This is a genomic window from Vibrio tapetis subsp. quintayensis, from assembly GCF_030409945.1.
Taxonomy (GTDB): Bacteria; Pseudomonadota; Gammaproteobacteria; order Enterobacterales; family Vibrionaceae; genus Vibrio; species Vibrio quintayensis.
In genome coordinates, this window is record NZ_JAUFQV010000036.1 from 80,846 (window position 1) to 103,212 (window position 22,367).

General features: G+C 44.6%; 19 protein-coding genes. 10 read left to right on the forward strand and 9 right to left on the reverse strand.

The annotated features are described in order from the left end of the window. The first annotated feature begins 54 nt into the window (after positions 1-54). The 3 genes from nhaA to QWZ04_RS19420 all read left to right on the forward strand — a co-directional run bounded on the left by nhaA (position 55) and on the right by QWZ04_RS19420 (position 4,700). Positions 55-1,215 (forward strand): Na+/H+ antiporter NhaA, encoded by a 1,161-nt coding sequence (nhaA, locus tag QWZ04_RS19410; protein ID WP_290329894.1) that lies wholly within the window; start codon positions 55-57, stop codon positions 1,213-1,215. A 500-nt stretch (positions 1,216-1,715) separates the two neighbouring features. Next, positions 1,716-2,342, forward strand: a complete 627-nt coding sequence (psrA, locus tag QWZ04_RS19415) for a TetR family transcriptional repressor PsrA (RefSeq protein ID WP_435433634.1) — start codon at positions 1,716-1,718, stop codon at positions 2,340-2,342. A gap of 66 nt (positions 2,343-2,408) precedes the next feature. Further along, positions 2,409-4,700, forward strand: coding sequence for an acyl-CoA dehydrogenase (locus tag QWZ04_RS19420; RefSeq protein WP_290329896.1), 2,292 nt, complete (start codon positions 2,409-2,411; stop codon positions 4,698-4,700). Between the two features lie 83 nt (positions 4,701-4,783). On the opposite strand, the gene QWZ04_RS19425 is transcribed toward QWZ04_RS19420, so the two are convergent. From QWZ04_RS19425 to pspF, 7 genes are all read right to left on the reverse strand, one after another. Further along, positions 4,784-5,608: a DUF2927 domain-containing protein gene (locus QWZ04_RS19425; protein WP_290329897.1), complete on the reverse strand. Its 825-nt coding sequence runs from the start codon at positions 5,606-5,608 to the stop codon at positions 4,784-4,786. Between the two features lie 47 nt (positions 5,609-5,655). Then, positions 5,656-6,438, reverse strand: coding sequence for a peptide ABC transporter ATP-binding protein (locus QWZ04_RS19430; protein ID WP_290329898.1), 783 nt, complete (start codon positions 6,436-6,438; stop codon positions 5,656-5,658). Continuing rightward, positions 6,435-7,430, reverse strand: coding sequence for a peptide ABC transporter ATP-binding protein (locus tag QWZ04_RS19435; RefSeq protein WP_290329899.1), 996 nt, complete (start codon positions 7,428-7,430; stop codon positions 6,435-6,437). The genes QWZ04_RS19430 and QWZ04_RS19435 overlap by 4 nt, the downstream gene beginning before the upstream one ends. Further along, on the reverse strand, positions 7,430-8,317 hold the full coding sequence (locus QWZ04_RS19440; RefSeq protein ID WP_290329900.1) for an ABC transporter permease subunit: 888 nt from the start codon (positions 8,315-8,317) through the stop codon (positions 7,430-7,432). The genes QWZ04_RS19435 and QWZ04_RS19440 overlap by 1 nt, the downstream gene beginning before the upstream one ends. Beyond that, positions 8,304-9,266: an ABC transporter permease gene (locus QWZ04_RS19445; protein WP_290329902.1), complete on the reverse strand. Its 963-nt coding sequence runs from the start codon at positions 9,264-9,266 to the stop codon at positions 8,304-8,306. The genes QWZ04_RS19440 and QWZ04_RS19445 overlap by 14 nt, the downstream gene beginning before the upstream one ends. Then, complete coding sequence (gene sapA / locus QWZ04_RS19450) at positions 9,266-10,885, reverse strand: ABC transporter substrate-binding protein SapA (protein ID WP_290330007.1); 1,620 nt, start codon at positions 10,883-10,885, stop codon at positions 9,266-9,268. The genes QWZ04_RS19445 and sapA overlap by 1 nt, the downstream gene beginning before the upstream one ends. 111 nt (positions 10,886-10,996) lie before the next feature. After that, positions 10,997-12,019 carry a phage shock protein operon transcriptional activator gene (gene pspF, locus QWZ04_RS19455; protein ID WP_290329903.1) on the reverse strand — a complete coding sequence of 341 codons (1,023 nt, stop codon included), beginning with the start codon at positions 12,017-12,019 and terminating at the stop codon, positions 10,997-10,999. Between the two features lie 227 nt (positions 12,020-12,246). Here pspF and pspA point away from each other — a divergent pair, with 227 nt between their 5' ends. The 7 genes from pspA to QWZ04_RS19490 all read left to right on the forward strand — a co-directional run bounded on the left by pspA (position 12,247) and on the right by QWZ04_RS19490 (position 19,540). Next, positions 12,247-12,912, forward strand: a complete 666-nt coding sequence (gene pspA / locus QWZ04_RS19460; RefSeq protein WP_102521632.1) for a phage shock protein PspA — start codon at positions 12,247-12,249, stop codon at positions 12,910-12,912. 23 nt (positions 12,913-12,935) lie between these two features. Then, positions 12,936-13,166 carry an envelope stress response membrane protein PspB gene (pspB, locus tag QWZ04_RS19465; RefSeq protein WP_102521631.1) on the forward strand — a complete coding sequence of 77 codons (231 nt, stop codon included), beginning with the start codon at positions 12,936-12,938 and terminating at the stop codon, positions 13,164-13,166. Next, positions 13,163-13,549, forward strand: a complete 387-nt coding sequence (pspC, locus tag QWZ04_RS19470) for an envelope stress response membrane protein PspC (protein ID WP_290329905.1) — start codon at positions 13,163-13,165, stop codon at positions 13,547-13,549. Before pspB ends, pspC begins: the two co-directional genes overlap by 4 nt. Before the next feature lie 193 nt (positions 13,550-13,742). Continuing rightward, positions 13,743-14,777 carry an efflux RND transporter periplasmic adaptor subunit gene (locus QWZ04_RS19475; RefSeq protein WP_290329906.1) on the forward strand — a complete coding sequence of 345 codons (1,035 nt, stop codon included), beginning with the start codon at positions 13,743-13,745 and terminating at the stop codon, positions 14,775-14,777. Continuing rightward, a complete protein-coding gene (locus QWZ04_RS19480) occupies positions 14,774-15,859 on the forward strand; it encodes an efflux RND transporter periplasmic adaptor subunit (protein ID WP_435433635.1) in 1,086 nt (361 codons plus the stop codon). Before QWZ04_RS19475 ends, QWZ04_RS19480 begins: the two co-directional genes overlap by 4 nt. Further along, on the forward strand, positions 15,856-18,960 hold the full coding sequence (locus tag QWZ04_RS19485; protein WP_290329907.1) for an efflux RND transporter permease subunit: 3,105 nt from the start codon (positions 15,856-15,858) through the stop codon (positions 18,958-18,960). The genes QWZ04_RS19480 and QWZ04_RS19485 overlap by 4 nt, the downstream gene beginning before the upstream one ends. A gap of 4 nt (positions 18,961-18,964) precedes the next feature. Further along, positions 18,965-19,540, forward strand: a complete 576-nt coding sequence (locus QWZ04_RS19490; protein ID WP_290329908.1) for a DNA-3-methyladenine glycosylase I — start codon at positions 18,965-18,967, stop codon at positions 19,538-19,540. Between the two features lie 97 nt (positions 19,541-19,637). On the opposite strand, the gene QWZ04_RS19495 is transcribed toward QWZ04_RS19490, so the two are convergent. After that, positions 19,638-20,978, reverse strand: coding sequence for an IS4 family transposase (locus QWZ04_RS19495; RefSeq protein WP_290329909.1), 1,341 nt, complete (start codon positions 20,976-20,978; stop codon positions 19,638-19,640). A gap of 147 nt (positions 20,979-21,125) precedes the next feature. Continuing rightward, entirely contained in the window at positions 21,126-22,328 is a 1,203-nt protein-coding gene (locus QWZ04_RS19500) for a cystathionine beta-lyase (protein WP_290329910.1), read from the reverse strand. Positions 22,329-22,367 lie beyond the last annotated feature (39 nt).

A 22,367-nucleotide genomic window follows, 5' to 3' on the forward strand; every position in this document is an offset into this window, starting at 1 on the left:
TAGTTGTTAGCATTTTATTAACAAAACCAAATTGGTTGATATAAGGGCGATATCATGAGTGATGTCATTAAAGACTTTTTTAAATTAGAATCCGCGGGTGGTATTCTGTTAGTTATTGCAGCTGCAATTGCAATGATCGTAGCTAACTCTCCGCTAAATGAATTGTACACATCAGTTTTACATACCTACGTAGCTGGTATGTCTATTTCACACTGGATCAATGATGGTCTCATGGCTGTATTCTTCTTGCTTATCGGCTTAGAAGTGAAACGTGAGCTACTTGAAGGTGCATTGAAGTCAAAAGAAACGGCAATCTTCCCAGCTATTGCTGCGGTTGGTGGTATGTTAGCACCAGCATTGGTTTATGTACTGTTCAACAGCGGTGATCCACAGGCTATGCAAGGTTGGGCAATCCCTGCAGCAACCGATATTGCTTTTGCTCTTGGTATCATGGCGCTGCTTGGTAAGCGTGTACCAGTTAGCTTGAAAGTGTTCTTATTAGCACTTGCTATAATCGATGACCTAGGTGTTGTTGTTATTATTGCACTGTTCTACAGCGGCGACCTTTCAACAACAGCACTGTTAGCCGGCTTCCTGGCAACCGCGGCACTGTTCTTCTGTAACATGAAGCACGTAACGAAGCTGCGCTGGTTTATGATCATTGGTTTCATCTTGTGGTTCAGCGTACTTAAATCAGGTGTTCACGCAACGCTTGCCGGTGTTGTGATAGGTTTTGCTATTCCACTTAAGGGCAATCCGGGCGAACGATCTCCGCTGAAACATATGGAGCATACACTTCACCCATACGTAGCATTCCTTATTTTGCCAATCTTCGCATTTGCAAATGCCGGTATCTCGCTAGAAGGCATTTCAATGTCTAGCCTTACGGGTATGCTGCCGTTAGGTATTGCTCTTGGTCTATTAGTTGGTAAGCCACTTGGAATCTTTAGCTTTAGTTGGTTAGCCGTTAAAATGGGCGTCGCTAAGCTGCCTAAAGGCGTGAACTTTAAGCACATCTTTGCTGTTTCCGTTTTATGTGGTATCGGATTCACCATGTCTATCTTCATCTCCTCACTGGCCTTTACAGGAACCAGCGCAGAGTTTGATACGCTCGCTCGTTTAGGTATCTTGATGGGATCGACCACAGCTGCCGTATTGGGTTACTTCTTACTTCACGTCTCTCTACCAAAAGAGCCTGCGAAGATCGAATCATAATCTCCTGATTTAAAATAATGAACCCGCCTAAATTAGGCGGGTTTTTTTGTGCCCGAAGTTCTTGCTCAGTTTTATCTGTTCTCTATTTTTACCTTCCGCCTTCCGCCTTCCACCTTCCGCCTTCCGCCTTTTTTACCAATATCAAACAAAATAGATTCCATGAGTTGAGTCGGATCAACACAAATTTTGGACAAAAAAAAGCCCAAACTAATCAGGTTTGGGCGGATACAAATATAGGAGTTAAATATGAATTAGCAGTGGTGTAGCGAAACCAGTGTGAATACAGTCTGACGGCCGTGAGACTCTAAATTCTCTGCTTGCTACATACTTTATGACCGGAGTTATTCGATACAGTTCAATTTATCTCAAATTATATTCATTTTTTTTCTTATGATTTTAATGGGCATACAAGCGTAAGTTAAAAACTGTGATGTTAGATGCTTGTTAATAATATGTTGTCGATGTATATTTCAAACAGTTGTTTAATACGGATGATTCAAATGACAAGTCGAATGAGAACGAAAGACAAAATTCTCGATGTTGCGGAAGGTTTATTTGCTGAGCATGGCTTCAACGATACTTCACTACGAGCAATTACCAGTAAAGCCAATGTAAACCTTGCATCAGTCAATTACCATTTTGGCGACAAGAAGACTTTAATACGTGCGGTAATCGACCGTTATCTAGAAGCATTCATGCCTGCATTGTTAGATGAATTGAACCGACTCAATGAAAAAGACAGCTATTGTATGGAGCAAGTGTTCACCACATTAAAGCAACCACTGCTTGATTTGAACGGCGTAAGGCCTGAGGGCGCTAGTCGATTCATGTCATTACTCGGACGAGGGTATACAGACGTGCAGGGTCACTTACGTTGGTTTATCACAACACGCTACTCAGACGTTTTAAGCTTGTTCACTGAGTCTGTCAGTAAGGCAAACCCGGAACTAACACCGCAAACGCTGTTTTGGCGTTTGCACTTTACATTGGGCACGTGCGTATTTACTACCGCGTCAAGCCGAGCATTGGCAGACATCGCCTACAACGATTTTGATCAAAAGGTGGACTCTGAAGCCATCATCAATCAACTGATACCTTATTTGGCGGCGGGAGTCGCGGCCAAATAGAAGAAAAGTAAACCCTACAACTTACTAATAACAATAACGCGATTAATGAACAAAAGGACTGTATCTATGAGCTCTCAAATTGGTTTAAGAAGGAAGTTGCTAAGCGATCCGGCGTTTAAGATGTTTAAAAAAGTACTGCCGCCGCTATCAAATACTGAAAAAGAAGCAATGGAAGCGGGAAGTGTTTGGTGGGACGGAGAGCTATTTGCAGGTTCTCCTGACTGGAAAAAGCTGCACAGCTATCCAAAACCAGAGCTTACGGAAGAAGAGCAAGCTTTCATGGATAACCAGTTAGAGACATTTCTGGAAATGCTAGACGATGACCATATCGTTCGCAAAGATCGTGATCTCACTCCTGAAGCATGGGATTACCTACGTAAAGAACGTTTCCTTTCATTAATTATCTCAAAAGAATACGGCGGGAGAGCGTTTTCATCGTTAGCTAACTCCACCATCGTATCTCGTATCGCAACGAAGAGTGTGAGTGCTGCTGTTTCAGTAATGGTGCCAAACTCTCTTGGGCCTGGTGAGCTTTTGTCTCACTACGGTACTCAAGAGCAAAAAGACTACTGGCTGCCAAGACTCGCCGATGGTACTGACGTGCCTTGTTTTGCATTGACGGGCCCTGAAGCGGGTTCAGATGCAGGAGGTATTCCAGATATGGGCACCGTATGTAAAGGCGAATACAACGGCGAAGAAGTTCTGGGTATCCGTTTGAGCTGGAACAAACGCTACATTACGCTTGCACCTGTAGCGACGGTACTTGGCCTAGCGTTTAAATTAAAAGATCCAGAGGGTCTACTGGGCGATACTGAAGATCTTGGCATTACGTGTGCGTTGGTACCATCAGATCACGAGGGTGTTGACTTAGGTGACCGCCACGACCCACTTGGTCTGGCGTTTATGAATGGACCTACACGTGGCGATGACGTCTTCATTCCAATTGATTGGATCATTGGTGGTCCAGATTTCGCTGGTAAAGGCTGGCGCATGTTGGTTGAGTGTCTGTCTGCAGGTCGTGGTATTTCATTGCCAGCGTTAGGCGCATCAATTGGCCACTTAACAGCTCGGACTACTGGCGCGTATGCTTATGTTCGAAAACAGTTTGGTATGTCGATTGGTAAGTTTGAGGGTGTCGCAGAATGTATGGGCCGAATTGGCGGTATGACATACCTTCTAGAAGCGGCGCGTACTTTAACAACAACGTCACTCGATTTAAAAGAAAAACCAGGTATTGTTACTGCGATTGCTAAATACCACATGACGGAAATTGGCCGTACTATTTTGAACGACTCAATGGATATCCATGCAGGTCGAGCGATTCAAACCGGGCCTATGAACTACCTTGCTAATGCTTACGCAGGTATCCCGGTTGCCATCACGGTAGAGGGCGCCAATATCCTTACTCGTAACTTAATGATCTTTGGTCAAGGTGCAACACGTTGTCACCCATTCGTACTTAAAGAAATGCAAGCGGCAGCAAATCCAGATCAAGAACAAGGCGCGAAAGAGTTTGATGGCTTGTTGTTCAAACACATCGGTTATGCGACAAAGAATGCATTTGGTGCGTTCGGTGCAGCGTTAACTGGTTCTAAGTCTGTGTCTGCGTTCATGAGTGGCCCAACAAAAGGTTATTACCAAGATCTTACTCGTATGAGCCGTGCGTTGGCGACGAGTTCAGATATCGCTATGGCAACGTTAGGCGGTGATCTGAAGCGTAAAGAGATGATTTCGGCGCGTTTGGGTGATGCTCTGAGTCATTTGTACCTAGGTTCAGCAGTACTTAAGAAATACGAAGACGATGGGCGCCAGCAAGGTGATCTAAACTACGTTCACTATGCGATGCAACATTGCTTGTTCCACACAGCGAAAGCACTTCAAGAGACTTTTACTAACTTCCCGAACAGAGCGGCAGGAAATTTACTTAAAGTGTTGGTGTTCCCATTTGGTAATAACTATAAAAAACCATCGGATAACTTAGCGTTAGATATTTCTAAAAGCTTGATGATTCCTGGTGCGGAGCGTGATCGACTTACGAGCTTATGTTATGTTGGTAAGGCAGATAAAGATCCTGTCGGTCTTATCGAAGAAGCTTTCTTAGCCATGTATAGCGTTCGTGGGTTAGAGGGTAAAATCTTTGCTGCGATTAAAGAGGGCAAGATCGATAAAAAAGCACTACTTGTCGATAAACTAGCGCAAGCACTCGAGCAGAATATCCTGAACCAAGACGAGATTGACGAAATACTGGCGGCGGATGCCTTGCGTTATAAAGCCATTCAGGTTGACCACTTTAGCCATGACATGAGCGAAGTGAAGACCAATGAAGTGAGAAAGCCAAAGCTAAATAACGTCGCATAACCAAGTTATAGTGATAGAAAAAAGCGTTGCTCAAGCAACGCTTTTTTATGTCTTATGGCTAAGAGCTTTGAGTTACAAGGAACTCAGTGGTACCCGTAGCCCATCATTTGATGTAACTCGCCTTGATTGACGTCAGAAATGACTCTGTCGAAAGTACCATCAAACACAAACTGCAATAGAAGCTCTTGTATAATAGGGGTTACTTCCTCCTGCGTCATACCTGCTTTTACGCTAGGATCATAAAGCAATTTCAAGAGTAATCCATCGAGGGGAGACAACAAGTCTTCAGGTGAGTGATCATTAAAAATAGACGGGTAGGCCTGATCGCTATCATTCGGAAGCCCCATTATCTGAGTCACTTCTTCTACAACGCATGCGAGTAACTTTCCATGATCTCTGGCTTGGTCAACGGGGATAATAATATTCGCTCTAACCAATTCATCTCGCGAGTTTGTAGCAAAGTTCGCCATGCAAAGTGCACTTTTTACGTGCTGCACTGATTTTTCACCCATCATACTTCGAACCGACTCTTCCCATTTGGACTGACGAGTGTATTGCCATATGACGTTAGCTTGTTCTGCGGTGTCCACAAAGTTTATTGGGTGGTTAGTGAGCTTAGTTAGGTGTTCGATCTGCATTCTAGCGAGATCGGTATGTAATTCCTCGTCAGGAACTTGGTGATCTAGATAAATGTGGATAGGTTGAGCCCATTTACGAATTTTTTGTTGACCCTGGCTATATTCGTTATGCAACGCAACCAGGTAAAATACTTGTTCGACTATTTCTGGGTCTTTCCAACGAGGCTCGGCAGCATTTGCCCAATGGCTCGATAACCCTAAACATAAGGCCCATGCTGATTTCTTTAAAGTGCGTGTGGTTATCGAGAGGTTCTTTAGTTTGGATATCATCCTTGATACATCCTAGTGGTCTATTTAATCGGTTCGCTGAGCGTGAATTAATGCGTTGGTGCTTTATTGAAATGGCTGTCGACGAGCCGTCTGGTAATTTGATGACGAGGGTTGTTAATCACTTCTTGCGTGTCACCCGCTTCCACAACGCAGCCTTCATGCATGACGATGATTTTGTCTGTAATGTGTTTGATGATGCCAATATGTTGAGATACGTAGACAAAAGACAGCCCCATCTCTTCTTGCAATTCTAAGAACAAATTGATGATCTGAGAACGCATGGCCATATCTAAGCCGTTAAGTGCTTCATCTGCGACGATAATTGATGGTTGAAGTATCAAAGCTCGCGCTAAGCAAACACGTTGCTTTTGCCCGGTCGCCAGCATTTGTGGATAGAAATACGCATGTTCAGGTAATAACCCAACTCGCTGAAGTGTGGCTTTCACTCTGTTGCGACGAGCTTCAGGGGACATATTGGTGTTTCGTTTTAGCGGGCCTTCTAAAATGCGACCAATTTGAATTCTAGGATTCAAAGATGTGTTCGGATCTTGGAAAATCATTCGAATCACTTTACAGCGCGTAGAGTAATCTGCATGTTCTAGTAACTCACCGTTTACCCGTATCTCACCAGAAGTCGGCTCTACTACGCCGGCCAGCATTTTAGCCAAGGTCGATTTTCCGGAGCCATTTTGGCCAATAAATCCGATGGTTTGCCCGGCTTCGAGGGTAAAGCTTAGCGGTTTGACGGCTTGCTGCACGGTTTTTCGGAACAGCCCTGATCGGCTGACAAAGTCTTTGCTCAGATTGTCTATTTCAAGCAATGCACTCATGATTTCTTCTCCATATTCAGCGGGAAGTGGCAGCTAAATTTATGACTTTTTATTTTTTTATTATTTGGGGTCTCAACACATTGCCTCTGGGCGTGTGGGCATCTTGGCCCCAAACGACAGCCGATGGGTAAATGTTGCAACGGAGGAATAGAACCCGGTAAGGACGCCAGTTTGGATTTATGAGGAATGCCTTCACTGAAATCTGGCATAGCATGCAAAAGTGCAACGGTATAAGGGTGCTTCGGTTTTTCTAAAATCTGTTTGGTTGCCGCCGATTCAACCGATTGTCCACAGTACATAACCGTAATACGAGTAGCCCATTGGGTAATGGTTGTTAGGTCATGTCCGATCAATAAAATCGTGGTGTTATTAAGCTGATTCATTCGGCTTAGTAAACGCAGGATCTGAGATTGTGTGATCGGATCCAAATCATTGGTTGGCTCATCGGCAATCAGCACTTTAGGCTTAGTAGCGATGGCCATCGCGATCATGATTTTTTGGCACTCACCATCCGTCAACTCGTACGGATACGCGCGCATAACTCGACGGTGATCTTTGATGCCCACTTTATGGAGTAGGGCAATGGCTTGCTTTTTACGCCACTTCCATCGCTGCCACCAGAAGCCCTTAAACGTTGTGGCAGGTATAGACTCGGCCAATTGATGACCAACCCACTCTGACGGGTCAAGACAAGAGGACGGCTCTTGGAAAATCATCGCGATATCGCGGGCGATGACACGGCGACGCTCTTTCGGTGTAAGCTGAAGAAGGTCAATAGAACCAAGGCGAAGCCTGTCTGCGGTCACTCGCATATTGTCTTTAGTGATGCCGACAATTGCTTTAGCAACAAGGCTTTTTCCAGAACCAGACTCACCAACTAACCCGCGAATTTCACCTTCGTTGAGTGTTAAGCTCATGCGATCGACGGCTTTCACCATGCCTTGAGGGGTGTCGATTTCGATGGTCAGGTGTCTAATATCTAAGAGAGGCATTATTCAATCCCTGCGTTAAGAGATTGTCGAGTGCCTTCGCCTACCAGGTTAATAACAACAATAGTGAACATAATAACGAGGCCCGGTAGGGTAACAGTCCATGGTGCGAGGTAAATAAGTTCAACAGAGTCGCCCAATATTGCTCCCCACTCAGTGCTTGGCGCTTGTGCCCCTAAACCTAAGAATCCAAGTGCTGTGATGTCTAAGATGGCGATGGTCAGTGCCATGGTAAATTCGGCTGCGAATATCGGTAATATATTCGGGAAGATTGAATTCCAAAGTAAGTAGAAGCGATTCGCACCATCAAGACGAGCTGCGATGATGTAGTCTTGTTCTATTTCATGGTGAACAGCGACATAAATTGACCGAATGAATCGAGGCACCAACGCAAGGCAAATCGCCAGTAATACGTTGAACTCACCAAACCCTAAAAATGCCACAAAAATGATGGCTAACAATAGCGATGGAATCGACATAACGGTATCTAGCAAGTGGTTCAGCGTACTGGAGATCAGCCCTCGAGTCATACCCGCAAGAATACCAATAAAGCCACCGACGACAGTGGCGATCACCGTGATGATTATCGATGCGCCCAACGTCAAACGAGAGCCTTCAATCAGTCGAGATAGAATATCTCGGCCAAGATCATCAGTACCGAGAAAGTACTCCACAGTGCCATTAACATTCCATGACGGCGGTACCAATAAAAAGCTGGTTTGAAGTTGTGGATCATGTGGTGTCAACCAAGGGGATAGCATTGTAATCAGCAATAAAATGATCAAACACCAAAGCCCAAACATCGCCAGCGTATTGTTGCGATAGCTGCGCCAAAATCGCTCAAATTGTGTCGGAATGTGCTCTTCTTGGTAAATATTATCGGACAGCATACCATTCCTTTCTAATCAATGGGTTAGCGATAGCCCCTACCAGGTCTGATAGAATATTGGCCATCAATACGAATACTGCAACAACCATGACCCCGGCTTGGATTGCCACATAATCTTGATTGGAAAGCGCATCTAGTAGCCATCTTCCTATGCCAGGCCAGTTAAAAATCGACTCTGTAATTACAGCAAACGTAATCATGCTAGAGAGTTGAACTCCAAACTTAGGAATGATGGGAGGTAACGCATTTCTTATCGCATGTTCAATGACAATCTCATACTTGGACAACCCGTTAATTTTTGCCGCACGAATGTAGTTTTGTTGCATGACTTCAGCGACGGACGCTCTCATTAGTACGATAATCTGCGTTGTCGGCGCCAATGCTAGAACGATACAAGGTAACATCAGGTGCTCTAACACACTTTGCAAAGCTTCGGCTTTCAATGGCTTGGTGGAAATGAGCGCGTCAATGATCGCAAACCCTGTTACGTGCTCAATCTGATAAAGTAAGTCATATCGTCCCGCGACTGGAAACCAACCTAGATCGAGAGAAAAGAACATGATCAACATGAGGGCGACCCAGAAAAGCGGAGCAGAGTAGCCAGACATTGAAATAAATGAAATCACAGTATCTACCCACTTACCTTGCCTTGTGCCAGCAACGGTTCCAAGAGGAAGACCTATGATCAGTGCAATTATAAACGCAAAGAAACACAATTCTAACGTCGCAGGAAAGACGACTTTAATGTCGTCCCAAATCGGTTCGCCATATTGATTCATACCAAAATTGAATTGGCTGATATCGCTTAGGTAATAAAACCAACCTTGACCAAAGTCACTCAACGCGGCAGGTGACGTCGGGTCAAGACGTAAAATGCTGTATCCAATGAGCGAAAGGAAAAGCAAAGTAATGATGAACAGATTTAATCGTCGAATTATATAAACGAGCATTACTTCTCCCTTTCCACATTGTGAAATGAGCTGGTATTAAACGGGCTCATGTTAAACCCAGTTAATGACTTATGGTTCGCTTGATATTGAACACCATGAGCAAGCGGAATAACGGGCATTTCCTCATTTAAAAGGTTCTGCGCTTGGCGATATAAGTTGTTTCGGTATCTTGGTTGATTCGTCTCGCGAGAAAGGTCTAGCAAGAAATCAAAATCTGAATTACACCACATTGAAACGTTCAAGCCTGCACGTTCAGCGCTGCAAGAAAGCAAAGGACGTAAAAAGTTGTCTGGATCGCCCGTATTGGCGTTCCATCCGGTTAACACCATATCGACATTACCGAGCGTACTTAACTCTGAACGCGCAAACCTGTCATCGGTAAACAGGTTGAGACTGACGCCGATATCCGCAAAACTGGATTGAATTAGCTCAGCCGTCTTACGGGGGCTAGGATTGTATGCTTGTGGCTCTAAAGGTACCCACATGGATAATTCGAGCCCGTCTTTAAAACCCGCTTCACGCAATAATGCCAATGCATAGTTTTTGTCATATCGAATTTGGATGCTGTCTTTTTGGTAAGCCCAAGACGTGGGTGGCAGCAGAGTATAAGCAATCGAGCCAGTACCGTAGTAGACGGAATCTAAGATTACTTGGCGATTGATAGCCAAGTTGAGCGCTTTTCGTACTCGCTGATCGTTGAGTGCCGGATGAGAGGTGTTAAGAGCAATAAATGCAACGTTCATAGCTGGTTTAGCATTAACGACTAAACTTGGTGTTTCTAAAATGATGGGTAACTGGCTAGACACGGGAGAAGACAACACATCGCACTCGTTACGTAGCAATTTTGCGAGAGTGCCTGTACCTCGGGTGGAAATATCAAAGACGACTTGTTCCATTTTTGGCTCGCCCTGCCAGTATTTAACGTTTTTACGCAGGCGGATCAAATCACCGACTTGATATTCGTCCAAATAAAATGGGCCCGTACCGATAGGACGGTTATCAAGGTTTTGTTTATCGTCGATCAGCTGTAATTGACGTGCGTATTCAGCCGAATGAATCACCGCATAAGGGGTCGATATATTAGGCAAAAAGCTGTTGTCTGGCCGAGTTAACGTAAAGCGAATGAGGTGTGGCTCAAGAACTTCAATTTCTTCGATCAAAGATTGGAAATCAATGGCCTCGAAAAAAGGGTATCGGCCGTGGCCATTATAGTGGAATGGATTATGGCTATTGAGGATGCGGTCAAAGCTGAACTTAACATCTGTCGCGTCCATCACTCTGTGTGGCGTAAACCATGGCGTCGTTTGAAATCTCACATCATCGCGCAGAGTGAAAGTGTATTGGGTACCTTCGGCGTTAACTTCCCAGCTAGACGCCAAGCTTGAAATCGGCTTATGAGTTTCAGGCTCTAGGGTGAGCAAGGTATTGAAGATTTGACGGCTCAATGCGTTGGCGGTAATTCCGCTATCAGCTTGCTGCGGATTGAACGTATTCGGGTGACCTTGGCCACAATATACGAAGCCTTGATTACGGATTTTGCCATGATCGATCTCTTCACTACAGGCTGTTAATAACAGGCTGCCAAGTAAAGATAATGATATTTGTAAGAATGCCTTCATTGGGATGAAAATTTCTGTGGTAAATGAGGCTTCTGATTTCGTTGTCATCGCTACCTCTCGATCAGCACAATTTAACACTTTTTTACAGGTACACCAAATGATTAGGTAGGGTTATTCAGCTTGGGGCCCAACCAAATTGTACTTACGTAACATTCCTCTCAATTGATGGTAGCTTAGGCCAAGCATTTTTGCTGCTTGACGCTGGTTATGCTTTGCTTCTTCTAACGTAAATGTGAGTAAGGCAATGTCTTGTTGTTCTTGCCAGTTCTTATAATCGAGAGGGAGTGAATAGTGACCCGATGGCGCGGGAGTGGCATCGGAACAGTGCTCTTCGTTTTGCAAAGCGACCTCGGCTTCTTCTGTCCAATCGGCAACAAACGGGTCAAATACCATATGCTCAATGGGATCACTGTTATTCCCTTGTTGGTAAATAGCGCGCTCAATGGCATTTTTCAATTCTCGTACATTCCCAGGCCAAGGGTAATCCAACATTTGTTCTTGTACTTCTAATGAAAACCCTGCGAATAAAGGGAGCTGTAATTCGCGGCACATCTTCATTGCGTAGTGATCCGCCAATAGTAATATATCTTGCTTGCGTACTCTGAGAGGCGGCAGTTGGATAACATCAAATGCTAGACGATCGAGTAAATCGGCTCGAAATTCGCCTTGATCAGCCATTTTAGGTAAGTTGGCGTTGGTTGCACATACCAGCCTGACGTTGGCCGACAAGGTTTTATTACCGCCAACACGTTCGTATTCACCATATTCGATGACTCTTAGTAACTTCTCTTGGACAGAGGGCGGAGTGGTAGCAAGCTCATCCAAAAATAGCGTGCCGTTTTCTGCGCGTTCGAAGCGGCCTTGGTGCTTGCCTTTCGAACCGGTAAACGAACCAGACTCATGGCCGAATAATTCAGAGTCAATTAAACCTTCGCTTAAAGTAGAGCAGTTCATAGAGACCAGCGGTTGATCCCAACGTTTTGATAAATAGTGTAACCTTTGTGCGATCAGCTCTTTGCCTGTACCTCGTTCACCGATAATTAGAACGGGACGCTCGATGGGAGCTAGGCGAGATACTTTATCAAGTACGGCGAGAAAGGCAGGGGACTCCCCAATCAAATTTTGTTGTTTCACACTAAGCTCCCGGTGTTACATGAATCATGTCTAAATCGATATGGCGAAATTTACCAAAAGTTGGCTTAGCTAATCATAACACAATCAATATTGATTTTCGTTTTAACTTAACTTGTTGTAAATTAAAGGATTAAAAGTTGGCACGCATTGTGAATAGTGAATAGTAACCAACGCAAAGCAAACGTCTTATGCGGATCATGTAAACCATCATCATTAGGAGAACAGTCATGGGTATTTTCTCTCGTTTCGCCGACATCGTAAATTCAAACATCAGTGCTTTATTAGATAAAGCAGAAGATCCAGAAAAAATGATTCGTTTGATCATTCAAGAAATGGAAGACACACTGGTCGAAGTTAGAACGAACTCGGCTCGCGCTATTGCAGATAAAAAAGAGCTATCTCGCCGCGTTGATGCCATTGAAGCGCAAATCATGGAATGGCAACAAAAGGCGACACTTGCCCTTACCAAGCAAAGAGAAGATCTAGCGCGTTCGGCGCTGATTGAAAAACAAAAGCTGCAAGATTCCGTTAAAGGCCTGCGCACTGAGCAAACATTGGTGGAAGAAACCATTGAGAAACTCACCGGAGAATTAGGTAAGCTAGAAACTAAGATTCAGGAAACTCGTGCTAAGCAACAAGCGATGGTTATTCGCCGCCAAACTGCGGGTAACCGCCGGGATGTGCAAAAGCATTTACATGCTGGTCGTACCGCGGAAGCCATGTCAAAGTTCGAACAGTACGAGCGAAAAATCGATGAGTTAGAGGCAGAAGCTGACAGCTACACAGCAACAGGACGTTCGCTTGATCAAGAATTTGCAGACTTACAAGCTCAAGATGATATTGAACAAGAGCTTGCTAAAATGAAGCAAGAAATGAACAAGCAAGACAAATAATTTAGATTACAAGGAGCCTTCATATGTCTGCCGCGTTTTTAACAGCACCACTGGTTGTATTTTTGATTTTCGTTGCGCCACTTTGGCTGGCTTTGCATTATCGAAGCAAACGTAAAAGTGGCCAAGGATTGTCAGAAGAAGATTTTGAGAAGCTCCAAGGTCTGACTCGCAAAGCGGAAAATATGCAGCAGCGAGTGCAAACTTTGGAACGAATCCTTGATGAAGAATCACCAAACTGGAGGCAGAAATTATGAGTGGAAAATCGCTCTATCGTGACCCCGTTAATGGTAAGTTAGCCGGTGTATGTGCCGGTGTGGCTAACTACTTTGGTGTAGAAACTTGGTTGGTCAGGATTATTGCAGTAACAGCCGGATTGTTAGGCGCGGGCTTCTTCGTTGTTGTGGCTTACATTGCACTGGCTTTGATGCTAGAAAAGCAGCCGTACCAAGCGCAACCAGAAGCACAACATTACGATCATAAACTGAAAAGTAAACCGTGGCAGTCTGGTGGTTCACCAAGCCAAGTTGTTGAAAATTTAGAAAAAGAGTTTGTTGAATTAGAGGGGAGCATTCAAACAATGGAAGCTTACGTTACCTCTGAAACATTCAAGGTCAATCGAGAGTTTAGCAAGCTTTAGTGACTTAACTCGAAGTGCTCCTACAAAAGAGTTGGCTTCCGCCAACTCTTTCTATTCCAGCTCATTGTCAAATCATTAGCTACATAACTTTCAAGTCTATGAAAATCAATGCCTTTTATTCATCCAATTAGTGGCAGCCTTAGTTGATCTCTACTATGTTGAGTAATAGTGATCATGCATGGATGATGTGAATATGAGATTTAAAGGCTGTCTAATACCTTTACTTGCCCTTGGCCTCTTCGGCTGCGAAAAAGAACTTCCACCCGTTCCTGAACCAGAATCAAGACCTGCTAAGGTGTTTACCGTTTCATTGAATGATACCAATACGGTACGTGAATTTCCCGCAGTTGCCGAAGCCGGCGACAAAGCCGCCCTCGCTTTTAGGGTGCAAGGTCAGTTGATGTCTTTACCCGTTGTTGCAGGAAAATATGTGCAAAAAGGCGACGTGCTGGCTCAACTGAATCCCGATGAATACGTGCAGTTAATGAAACAAGCTAAAGCTCAGTTTTTACTCGCGGATGTTCAATACAAGCGTTACAAGCAATTGCGTAAAGACAAAGTGGTGTCAGAGCAAGATTTTGATAAAGCCGTCGCTAACCACAAGTCGGCACAGTCTAATCTCGACCAAGCGCAAGCCAACGTGGATTACACCACTCTAAAAGCGCCGTACGACGGCAACATATCTCTCATCAATATTGAAAACCATGAATTCGTAGCGGCGCAACAAGGTGTAATGAATATTCAAACGAGCAGTGTATTGAAGGTGGTGTTTTTATTGCCCGAATATTTGCTACGCCGGTTCGGTGAAAACGAGGTGGTTCGTGCTGAAATGCTGTTTGATACCTTTCCGAATCAAAAATTTCCGATCGAATTTCTAGAAATAGACACTGAAGCTGATGCCAAAACCAATAGTTATAAAGTGACTATGGTGATGGAAAGGCCTCAAGACGTAGGTTTGTTACCCGGAATGTCGGGTATTGTCGAGCTTGAAATTCCACAGGCTAATGCCTCACGTTTACCCGCAGGAGCTGTCGAAGGTGAGGGCAGTCAAACGTGGGTATGGCGGCTAAATGGTGACAATGTTGTTGAAAAAACAGAGGTAAAACTGGATGAAGCGAATCACGTTCTTGATGGGCTAAGCGATGGTGATCGAATTGTTGTCGCGGGTGGTTACCCATTAGAGGACGGAATGGTTATTCGAGAGTGGGTTAAGGAGAGAGGGCTATGAGGATGAATAAGTACGTGTTGATCAGTTCTTCATTGGCCTTCTTACTGTCGGCGTGTGGCCAAGTGGTGATTGAACCCCGAGAGTATACCCCAAATGTTAAAGCATTAACGGTAGGAGAAGATGGCAACGAAAGCGGTTTGTACTATCCAGCTATTGCCAGAGCTGCCGACCGATCCATGCTTAGCTTCAGAGTGCCTGGAGAAGTCAGTAAGTTGGTTGTTAAAGAAGGAACTCGCGTTAGTGAAGGGGATGTCATTGCAGAGTTAGACACCACTGATTATCGATTGAAAGTTGAGAACTCGCAGGCCAAATATAATGTTGCTGACAGCCAATATAAGCGATCAGCCAAATTGGTTAAGCAAGGCTATTTGGCGCAATCTCAATTTGACGAACTGGCGGCTCAACGAGCGATGGCCAAAGCAGAATTGGACTTGGTGAAACTGCGCTTGTCTTATACCCAGTTGAAGTCGCCTATTGATGGCATTATTTCTCGGGTTGCGGTTGATCAATTTGAAAACGTACAAGTCGGGCAACCTGTGGTCAATGTTCACCGAATTGATGTGGTCGAAGTCGTGGTTCAAGTGCCAGACCGTATATTTGTTAGTCAACCGAAGGACATGGATTTTTCTACGGTTGCCGTTAACGTTCGAGTGAGTAAGGGGCTGGAATATAGTGCTCATATTAAAGAATTCACAACAGAACCAGACCCAGAAACGGCCACCTATAACTTAACGTTAGTGATGCCGATGCCTGAAGAGAGTCCAATTCTAGATGGTTCTGCGGTTGAAGTGGCAGCAAAAAGCAATAAAGCGGCGATCAGTTTCAATAGAGGCATCACGGTGCCACTGGAGGCCATATTTAATCAAGATGGTGACACTCTAGATCGGAGCAACAAATTTGTTTGGGTGCTCAATGAAGATCAAACGGTGACGAAAACTCAAATAAAAACAGGGAAAGTGTCTATTGACCAAGTTCAAGTATTAGAAGGATTAACCGCGGGTCAACAAGTCATAATTGCAGGCGTGGCGAGGTTGCGTGATGGGATGAGCGTAGAGTTAATAGAGCAGGAGGCTTCACTATGAGTGATCAACAGTCGCAGCTAAGCAAAACACAAGCACAGGAAGAAACAGGAATTGCCGCCTATTTCATTAAGAATCGCGTCATTAGCTGGATGTTAGCGCTGATTTTTATGATTGGCGGTACGTCGGCCTTCTTTGGGTTAGGGCGCTTGGAAGATCCTGCATTCACCATCAAAGACGCTATGGTCGTAACAACCTACCCGGGAGCCACGCCTCTTCAAGTGGAAGAAGAAGTCAGTTACCCGCTTGAAAAAGCCATTGGTCAACTCACTTACGTTGACGAAATAAAGTCGGTTTCCACGCGTGGCTTATCTCAAATCACCGTAACGATGAAAAACAATTATGGGCCCGATGACCTGCCGCAGATATGGGACGAACTTCGCCGAAAGGTTAACGATATTCAACCACAGTTACCTCCCGGTGTGAATGCACCACAAGTTATCGATGACTTTGGTGATGTTTACGGAATATTACTGGCGGTCACTGGCGACAGTTATTCTTATAAAGAACTGCTCGACTATGTGGACTATTTACGACGAGAACTCGAGTTAATCGACGGTATTGGTAAAGTGAATGTGTCGGGTCAGCAGCAAGAGCAAGTGTTCATCGAAATTTCGATGAAGCGGATGAATACGTTAGGAATCTCCCCCAACTCAATCTATAACTTGTTGGCAACTCAGAACGTCGTGTCTGATGCGGGAGCAATAAAAATAGGTGAAGAATATATACGGATTCAACCAACGGGTGAATTTGACGATGTCGATAAACTGGGAGACTTAATACTGACCGAAAGCGGCTCTAAAGGGCTTATTTACCTTAGAGATGTCGCAGAGGTGAAACGAGGGTACATAGAAGTACCGAGCAATATTGTGAACTTCAATGGCGCGCTGGCCGTTAATATAGGGGTGTCGTTTAGCCAAGGCGTTAACGTTGTAAAAATTGGACAGCAATTCGATCGGCGTTTGGCTGAGTTAAAATTCCAGCAACCGGTAGGCATTGATATTGCCGAAATATACAGCCAACCAAAGGAAGTGGACAAATCAGTAAAAGGCTTTGTGGTGAGTTTAGGGCAAGCCGTCGCGATTGTTATCGTGGTGCTATTGTTCTTTATGGGGGTTAGGTCGGGTATTTTAATTGGCCTTATCTTGCTAGTTACCGTGCTTGGTACCTTTATTTTCATGCAGTATTTGGCCATCGACCTCCAACGAATTTCACTAGGAGCATTGGTTATCGCGCTTGGTATGCTGGTTGATAATGCCATTGTGGTGGTCGAAGGAATATTGATAGGGACACAGAAAGGTCGAACGAGGTTGCAAGCCGCCGGAGATATTGTCACGCAGACCAAATGGCCTTTACTCGGTGCAACCGTAATCGCAGTTACTGCTTTTGCTCCTATTGGGCTTTCAGACGATGCAACGGGTGAATACTGTGGAACCTTGTTTACCGTTTTATTGATTTCTCTGATGTTAAGTTGGTTTACCGCGATTTCTTTGACGCCATTTTTTGCTGATTTATTTTTCAAAGAGACCAAAGGTGAGGCACAAGGCGAAGATCAAGACCCCTATAAAGGCATGGTGTTTGTTGTTTATAAAAACTTCTTAGAATTTTGTATGAAACGGGCATGGATGACGGTCATTGTCTTGGTCGTTGCATTAGTCGTCTCTTTATATGGTTTTACTCAACTTAAACAATCTTTCTTTCCCTCTTCTACGACCCCGATGTTCATGGTAGACGTTTGGATGCCGGAAGGGACAGACATTCGAGCAACCAATACTCAGCTTAAAGTACTGGCAGATTGGTTAGAGCAGAAAGAAGAAGTTGCTCATATCACGACCACCGCAGGTAAAGGCCTACAACGCTTTATGTTAACTTACGCTCCCGGTCAGTCCTTTGCGTCTTACGGAGAAATTGTTACTCGCGTGAAGAGTTTTGACCAACTTGATTCACTCATGAAAGAGTTCCGTGACCACCTTGAAAGTAACTTCCCTCAAATAGATTATAAACTTAAGCGTGTTGAACTAGGCCCTGGTGGCGGAGCCAAGATAGAAGCGAGAGTCATTGGCTCAGATCCGACGGTATTGCGAACCATTGCAGGTCAAGTCGTTGATATTATGCGAGCCGACCCTGGTGCATTTAATATTCGTCATGATTGGCGTGAAAGAACGAAAGTACTGGAGCCAGAATTTAATGAAAGCCAAGCTAGGCGTTATGGCATAACCAAAGCCGATGTTGATCAGATGCTGAGTATGTCTTTTTCTGGTAAATCGATTGGTGTATATCGAGATGGTACAACATTAATGCCAATTGTTGCGCGCTTACCTGATGAAGAACGCGTTGATGTACGAAGCATGGAAGGCATGAAAATTTGGAGTCCTGCTTTAAGCGAATACGTGCCACTACAACAAGTTATGCTTGGTTACGACTTACGTTGGGAAGATCCAGTCATTGCACGTAAAGATCGGAAACGTATTCTCACCGTAATGGCAGACCCAGATACATTCGGTGAGGAAACCGCCGCGACGCTGCAACAGCGCTTGATGACAACCATAGATCAAATTGAGTTACCCTCTGGATACTTTATTGAATGGGGCGGTGAATATGAGTCATCCAATGATGCGCAAGCATCCTTGTTTAAGACGATGCCACTTGGCTATTTGTTCATGTTCTTAATTACCGTGTTTCTGTTCAATTCAGTAAAAGAGCCGCTCATTGTTTGGTTAACCGTGCCATTAGCGGTCATCGGTGTGACAACAGGGTTACTGATGTTTGATACGCCGTTTGGTTTTATGGCGTTACTCGGCTTCTTGAGTTTATCTGGCATGTTACTTAAAAATGGCATTGTGTTACTTGATCAAATTGAAATCGAAATGAAGACCGGTAAGGAACCCTATTTAGCTGTTGTTGATGCTTCTCTAAGTCGGGTTCGTCCGGTTTGTATGGCTGCGATAACAACGATACTTGGCTTAGTGCCGCTGTTGCCAGATATTTTCTTTAAGCCAATGGCGGTAACGATTATGTTTGGGTTGGGTTTTGCAACTGTTCTAACGTTAATTGTTGTGCCGGTGTTGTATCGTATCTTCCATCGAATCAAACTGGTTGACTAATAATATGACTGACCAAACTTGTGCATGGGCGGTGACCCACCCTTTGGATCGTGTTTATCATGATACAGAGTGGGGAGTGCCCATGTATGAAGATAAAGATCTATTTGAATTTATCACTCTAGAAGGTGCTCAAGCCGGGTTAAGTTGGCTGACCATTCTAAAAAAGCGAGAAGGATATCGACAGGCGTTTGAAGAATACGATATCGATAAGTTGGCTCTATATGATGAAGAGCGCGTTTCATTTATAATTGAGCATTTTGATGTCGTGAAACACAAAGGAAAAATTGCGTCTGTATTTGGCAACGCGAGAGCGGCGCAGGGTCTTCAGAAAGAGTATGGTTCCTTCTCTAAAGCACTGTGGCAATTTGTTGATGGTGAGCCAATTGTGAATCATTGGCAAGACATGAGCGAAGTTCCTGCATCTACCGAGCGTTCAAAAGCAATGAGTGTGTTTTTGAAGAAAAAAGGCTTTAAGTTTGTCGGCGAAACCATTTGCTACGCTTTCATGCAAGCCACTGGCATGGTGAATGATCACCTCGTAGGCTGCCCGGCTCGAAAAATAGAAGAATTTGGAAAGTAGGGAGGCTCTAAGAAGTGAGACAAAGAGTGGTTTGAGTGAAATCAGAATAACTGACTAACGACAAAAAAAAGCGAGCCTTGAGCTTAATGCCACTCGCTTAAGAGCGAGTGGCATGTTTATTAGGATATCGGGCTGGTTTTTTTAAAACCGCTCTGGGGTATGGTTTCCTTTTCCGTTTCTTTGGGAGAATAAGCCGTTTCCCATTGTCCCTGAGAGCTTTTAAGTTTTTTGGTATCGCTCCTGGACTTCGAGTATGGCTCGCCCAAATCATCTCATCCATAATCAAAAATAATGCATTAATGAAGCTGATCCGTAGGGGCTCTACTTCATGTTGTTTAGCCATCTCAGCCATCTCAGCCATCTCAGCCATTTCCAGCCTCACGATGTTATAGCTGGTTAATATTCCCCATAGTTCCTGATATATCCCGACTTTTTTCTTACTTCGTAATGTTGGTTTGTTTTGTAACTGATACTGCTTTAGTTCGCCGTAACTGCGTTCGATTTCCCAACGCTCCCAATACACTTTAACTAGGTCATCAAACGGATAGCGCTCGGGACATAGGCACGAAGTAATAAAGCCTTTGATTTCACCTTTAGGTGTTGGGATTAGAATAAGGCGGGCTTGCCAATTCTTGCCAAGATAGGGAGCCTTCTTTTGCGCTTGTGGTGACACAGGTATATCAATGAGATGATCATATTCAGTATAACTCTCGACTATGTCATAGCGCATTTTGGCTTTGATTGGTGTTAACCAGTGGCTGTTACTGCTAGCACCCTGCCAACTGGTAAATAATTCCGCTGAAGTAAACCCTCTATCAAAAAGTGTCAATGAGTCATCTGGTGCTGAACCCACAAGTTGTTGCGCATATGATATTTCACTGTTTGTTACTGGCCCAAAAGCAGCATCGGACACTAGGTGGCTATGTGTAGACATCAATGTTACTGCCAACACGCTTGGAAGTGATGCACCTTTTTGAGCAAACCCAAAGTGCTGATTTTCTTCGGTATTGTGAGTTTTAAAATACGTTCCATCGACACTAAGAAGCTTCAAGCCACAAACTTCGTCAAAGTCTGATTGCCGCTCCCACTGTTGCGCTGTCGTTTTAAACAAGTAACGCATAGGTTTATCACCGAGGCGCTCTTTGCCCTTGATAATACTGCTTGTTGCCATAGGTGTGAGTTCACCACCCACATCTGGGAATGCCAACTCCAACTTGTCGCAGACATCTTGAATGGAGCGATTACGTTGGAGCCCAATCCCTAATACTAACCAAACAGCTTGCTCTGCGGGGAGCCGTCGCTTTCTGAGTGATACTCGGCCAGTTTGTTGAACAGCTTCTTCAACCCATTCCAAAGGAATGTGTTTATTAAACACATCGATTGGACGTTCGTGGCAAAACTCTGCGGTAACCTGTAACTCTTTTGAAAACTCAGACATAAAAAATCGGCCGTAACTTACGTTACGACCGATTATGAGGCCTCTGGAGGATCGTTCAAGTAGCTAAACGATCGGCATTAAGCCTTGAGCTCGCTTTTTTGTTTACGCCTGTCTTTTGTTTACAGCTGTCTATGTATTTACAATGACCTATTTTGTGGCGTGTTCTTCTACTAATTCAGTGTATCTGTTGAGCCCAGCTTCTAAATCGGCGATAAGATCGTCGGTGTCTTCAAGCCCAATATGCACTCTTATGAGCGTACCTTCAAAGTTTGGGTTGGCCACGGTTCTAAGGGCGTTAAAGCTTTTAGGTTCGTTAGCTAAGATCAAGCTCTCGTAACCGCCCCAAGAATACCCCATGCTGAAGTGTTCCATACCATCGAGTAATGCAGTGGTTGCTCGTGGGTAGCTGGTTTTTAATACGAACGAGAATAGGCCATTACACCCACTAAAATCGCGTTGGTAAACGTCATGGCCAGGGCAACTCTCAAGTGCAGGGTGACGTACGTGATCGACTTCAGGGCGAGTCGCCAGCCAGTTTGCAATTTTTACACTATTTTCTTGGTGTTGTTTCAAGCGAACATCTAGCGTTCTTAAGCCACGTAGACCTAAGTAAGCGTCATCAGGAGAGACACATTGCCCCATCAGGTAGCTTTGTTCACGTAGTTGGGGCCAGTGTTTTTCATTGGCAACTGCAGTTCCCAGCATGACATCGGAATGTCCAACGATGTACTTAGTAGCGGCTTGAATGGAGATATCGACACCAAATTCAAACGGAGAAAACAAGACACCGGCAGCCCAAGTATTATCGAGCATCACGACAATATCATGTTGGTGAGCAATACGCGCAAGAGTTGGGATGTCTTGCACTTCCATGGTGATGGAGCCCGGGGATTCGGTGAATAGAACGGTTGTATTGGGTTGGATCAACTCAGAGATACCTTCGCCAATCATTGGGTCGTAATACGTGGTCTCTACTCCCATTTTCTTCAAAATGGTGTTGCAGTAATCTCTGGTTGGTTCATAACAGGTGTCGACCATCAAAATATGGTCTCCGGTTGATACGAATGACAAAATGGCATTGGCGATAGCAGCCGTACCACATGGGTACAAAGCACAACCTGCACCGCCTTCAACTTGCACCATAGCATCTTGGAACGCAAAGTGAGTTTGAGTGCCGCGGCGGCCATAAAAAAGAGTAGAGCTTTGGCGCTCTAGAGCGGCTTTGTTCTTTTCGGCTACTGTATCAAACACGACAGTAGATGCGCGTTGAACCGGCGGGTTAACCACGCCGTGAGTCCATTTTTTGTTACGGCCGGCTGTCACCAGTTTGGTTTGCTTTTTCTCGCTCATCGACTTTCCTTGTTCTCGATATCTTAATAGGGGTATAAG

Bases quoted from the DNA above. Each gene is read 5' to 3' on its own strand.
- QWZ04_RS19500 (WP_290329910.1), bottom strand. From the start codon at position 22,328: ATGAGCGAGAAAAAGCAAACCAAACTGGTGACAGCCGGCCGTAACAAA.
- QWZ04_RS19480 (WP_435433635.1), top strand. From the start codon at position 14,774: ATGAGGATGAATAAGTACGTGTTGATCAGTTCTTCATTGGCCTTCTTA.
- QWZ04_RS19430 (WP_290329898.1), bottom strand. From the start codon at position 6,438: ATGAGTGCATTGCTTGAAATAGACAATCTGAGCAAAGACTTTGTCAGC.
- nhaA (WP_290329894.1), top strand. From the start codon at position 55: ATGAGTGATGTCATTAAAGACTTTTTTAAATTAGAATCCGCGGGTGGT.
- QWZ04_RS19485 (WP_290329907.1), top strand. From the start codon at position 15,856: ATGAGTGATCAACAGTCGCAGCTAAGCAAAACACAAGCACAGGAAGAA.
- sapA (WP_290330007.1), bottom strand. From the start codon at position 10,885: ATGAAGGCATTCTTACAAATATCATTATCTTTACTTGGCAGCCTGTTA.
- QWZ04_RS19435 (WP_290329899.1), bottom strand. From the start codon at position 7,430: ATGCCTCTCTTAGATATTAGACACCTGACCATCGAAATCGACACCCCT.
- QWZ04_RS19490 (WP_290329908.1), top strand. From the start codon at position 18,965: ATGACTGACCAAACTTGTGCATGGGCGGTGACCCACCCTTTGGATCGT.
- pspB (WP_102521631.1), top strand. From the start codon at position 12,936: ATGTCTGCCGCGTTTTTAACAGCACCACTGGTTGTATTTTTGATTTTC.
- pspC (WP_290329905.1), top strand. From the start codon at position 13,163: ATGAGTGGAAAATCGCTCTATCGTGACCCCGTTAATGGTAAGTTAGCC.
- psrA (WP_435433634.1), top strand. From the start codon at position 1,716: ATGACAAGTCGAATGAGAACGAAAGACAAAATTCTCGATGTTGCGGAA.
- QWZ04_RS19420 (WP_290329896.1), top strand. From the start codon at position 2,409: ATGAGCTCTCAAATTGGTTTAAGAAGGAAGTTGCTAAGCGATCCGGCG.
- pspA (WP_102521632.1), top strand. From the start codon at position 12,247: ATGGGTATTTTCTCTCGTTTCGCCGACATCGTAAATTCAAACATCAGT.
- QWZ04_RS19495 (WP_290329909.1), bottom strand. From the start codon at position 20,978: ATGTCTGAGTTTTCAAAAGAGTTACAGGTTACCGCAGAGTTTTGCCAC.
- QWZ04_RS19440 (WP_290329900.1), bottom strand. From the start codon at position 8,317: ATGCTGTCCGATAATATTTACCAAGAAGAGCACATTCCGACACAATTT.
- QWZ04_RS19425 (WP_290329897.1), bottom strand. From the start codon at position 5,608: ATGATATCCAAACTAAAGAACCTCTCGATAACCACACGCACTTTAAAG.
- QWZ04_RS19445 (WP_290329902.1), bottom strand. From the start codon at position 9,266: ATGCTCGTTTATATAATTCGACGATTAAATCTGTTCATCATTACTTTG.
- QWZ04_RS19475 (WP_290329906.1), top strand. From the start codon at position 13,743: ATGAGATTTAAAGGCTGTCTAATACCTTTACTTGCCCTTGGCCTCTTC.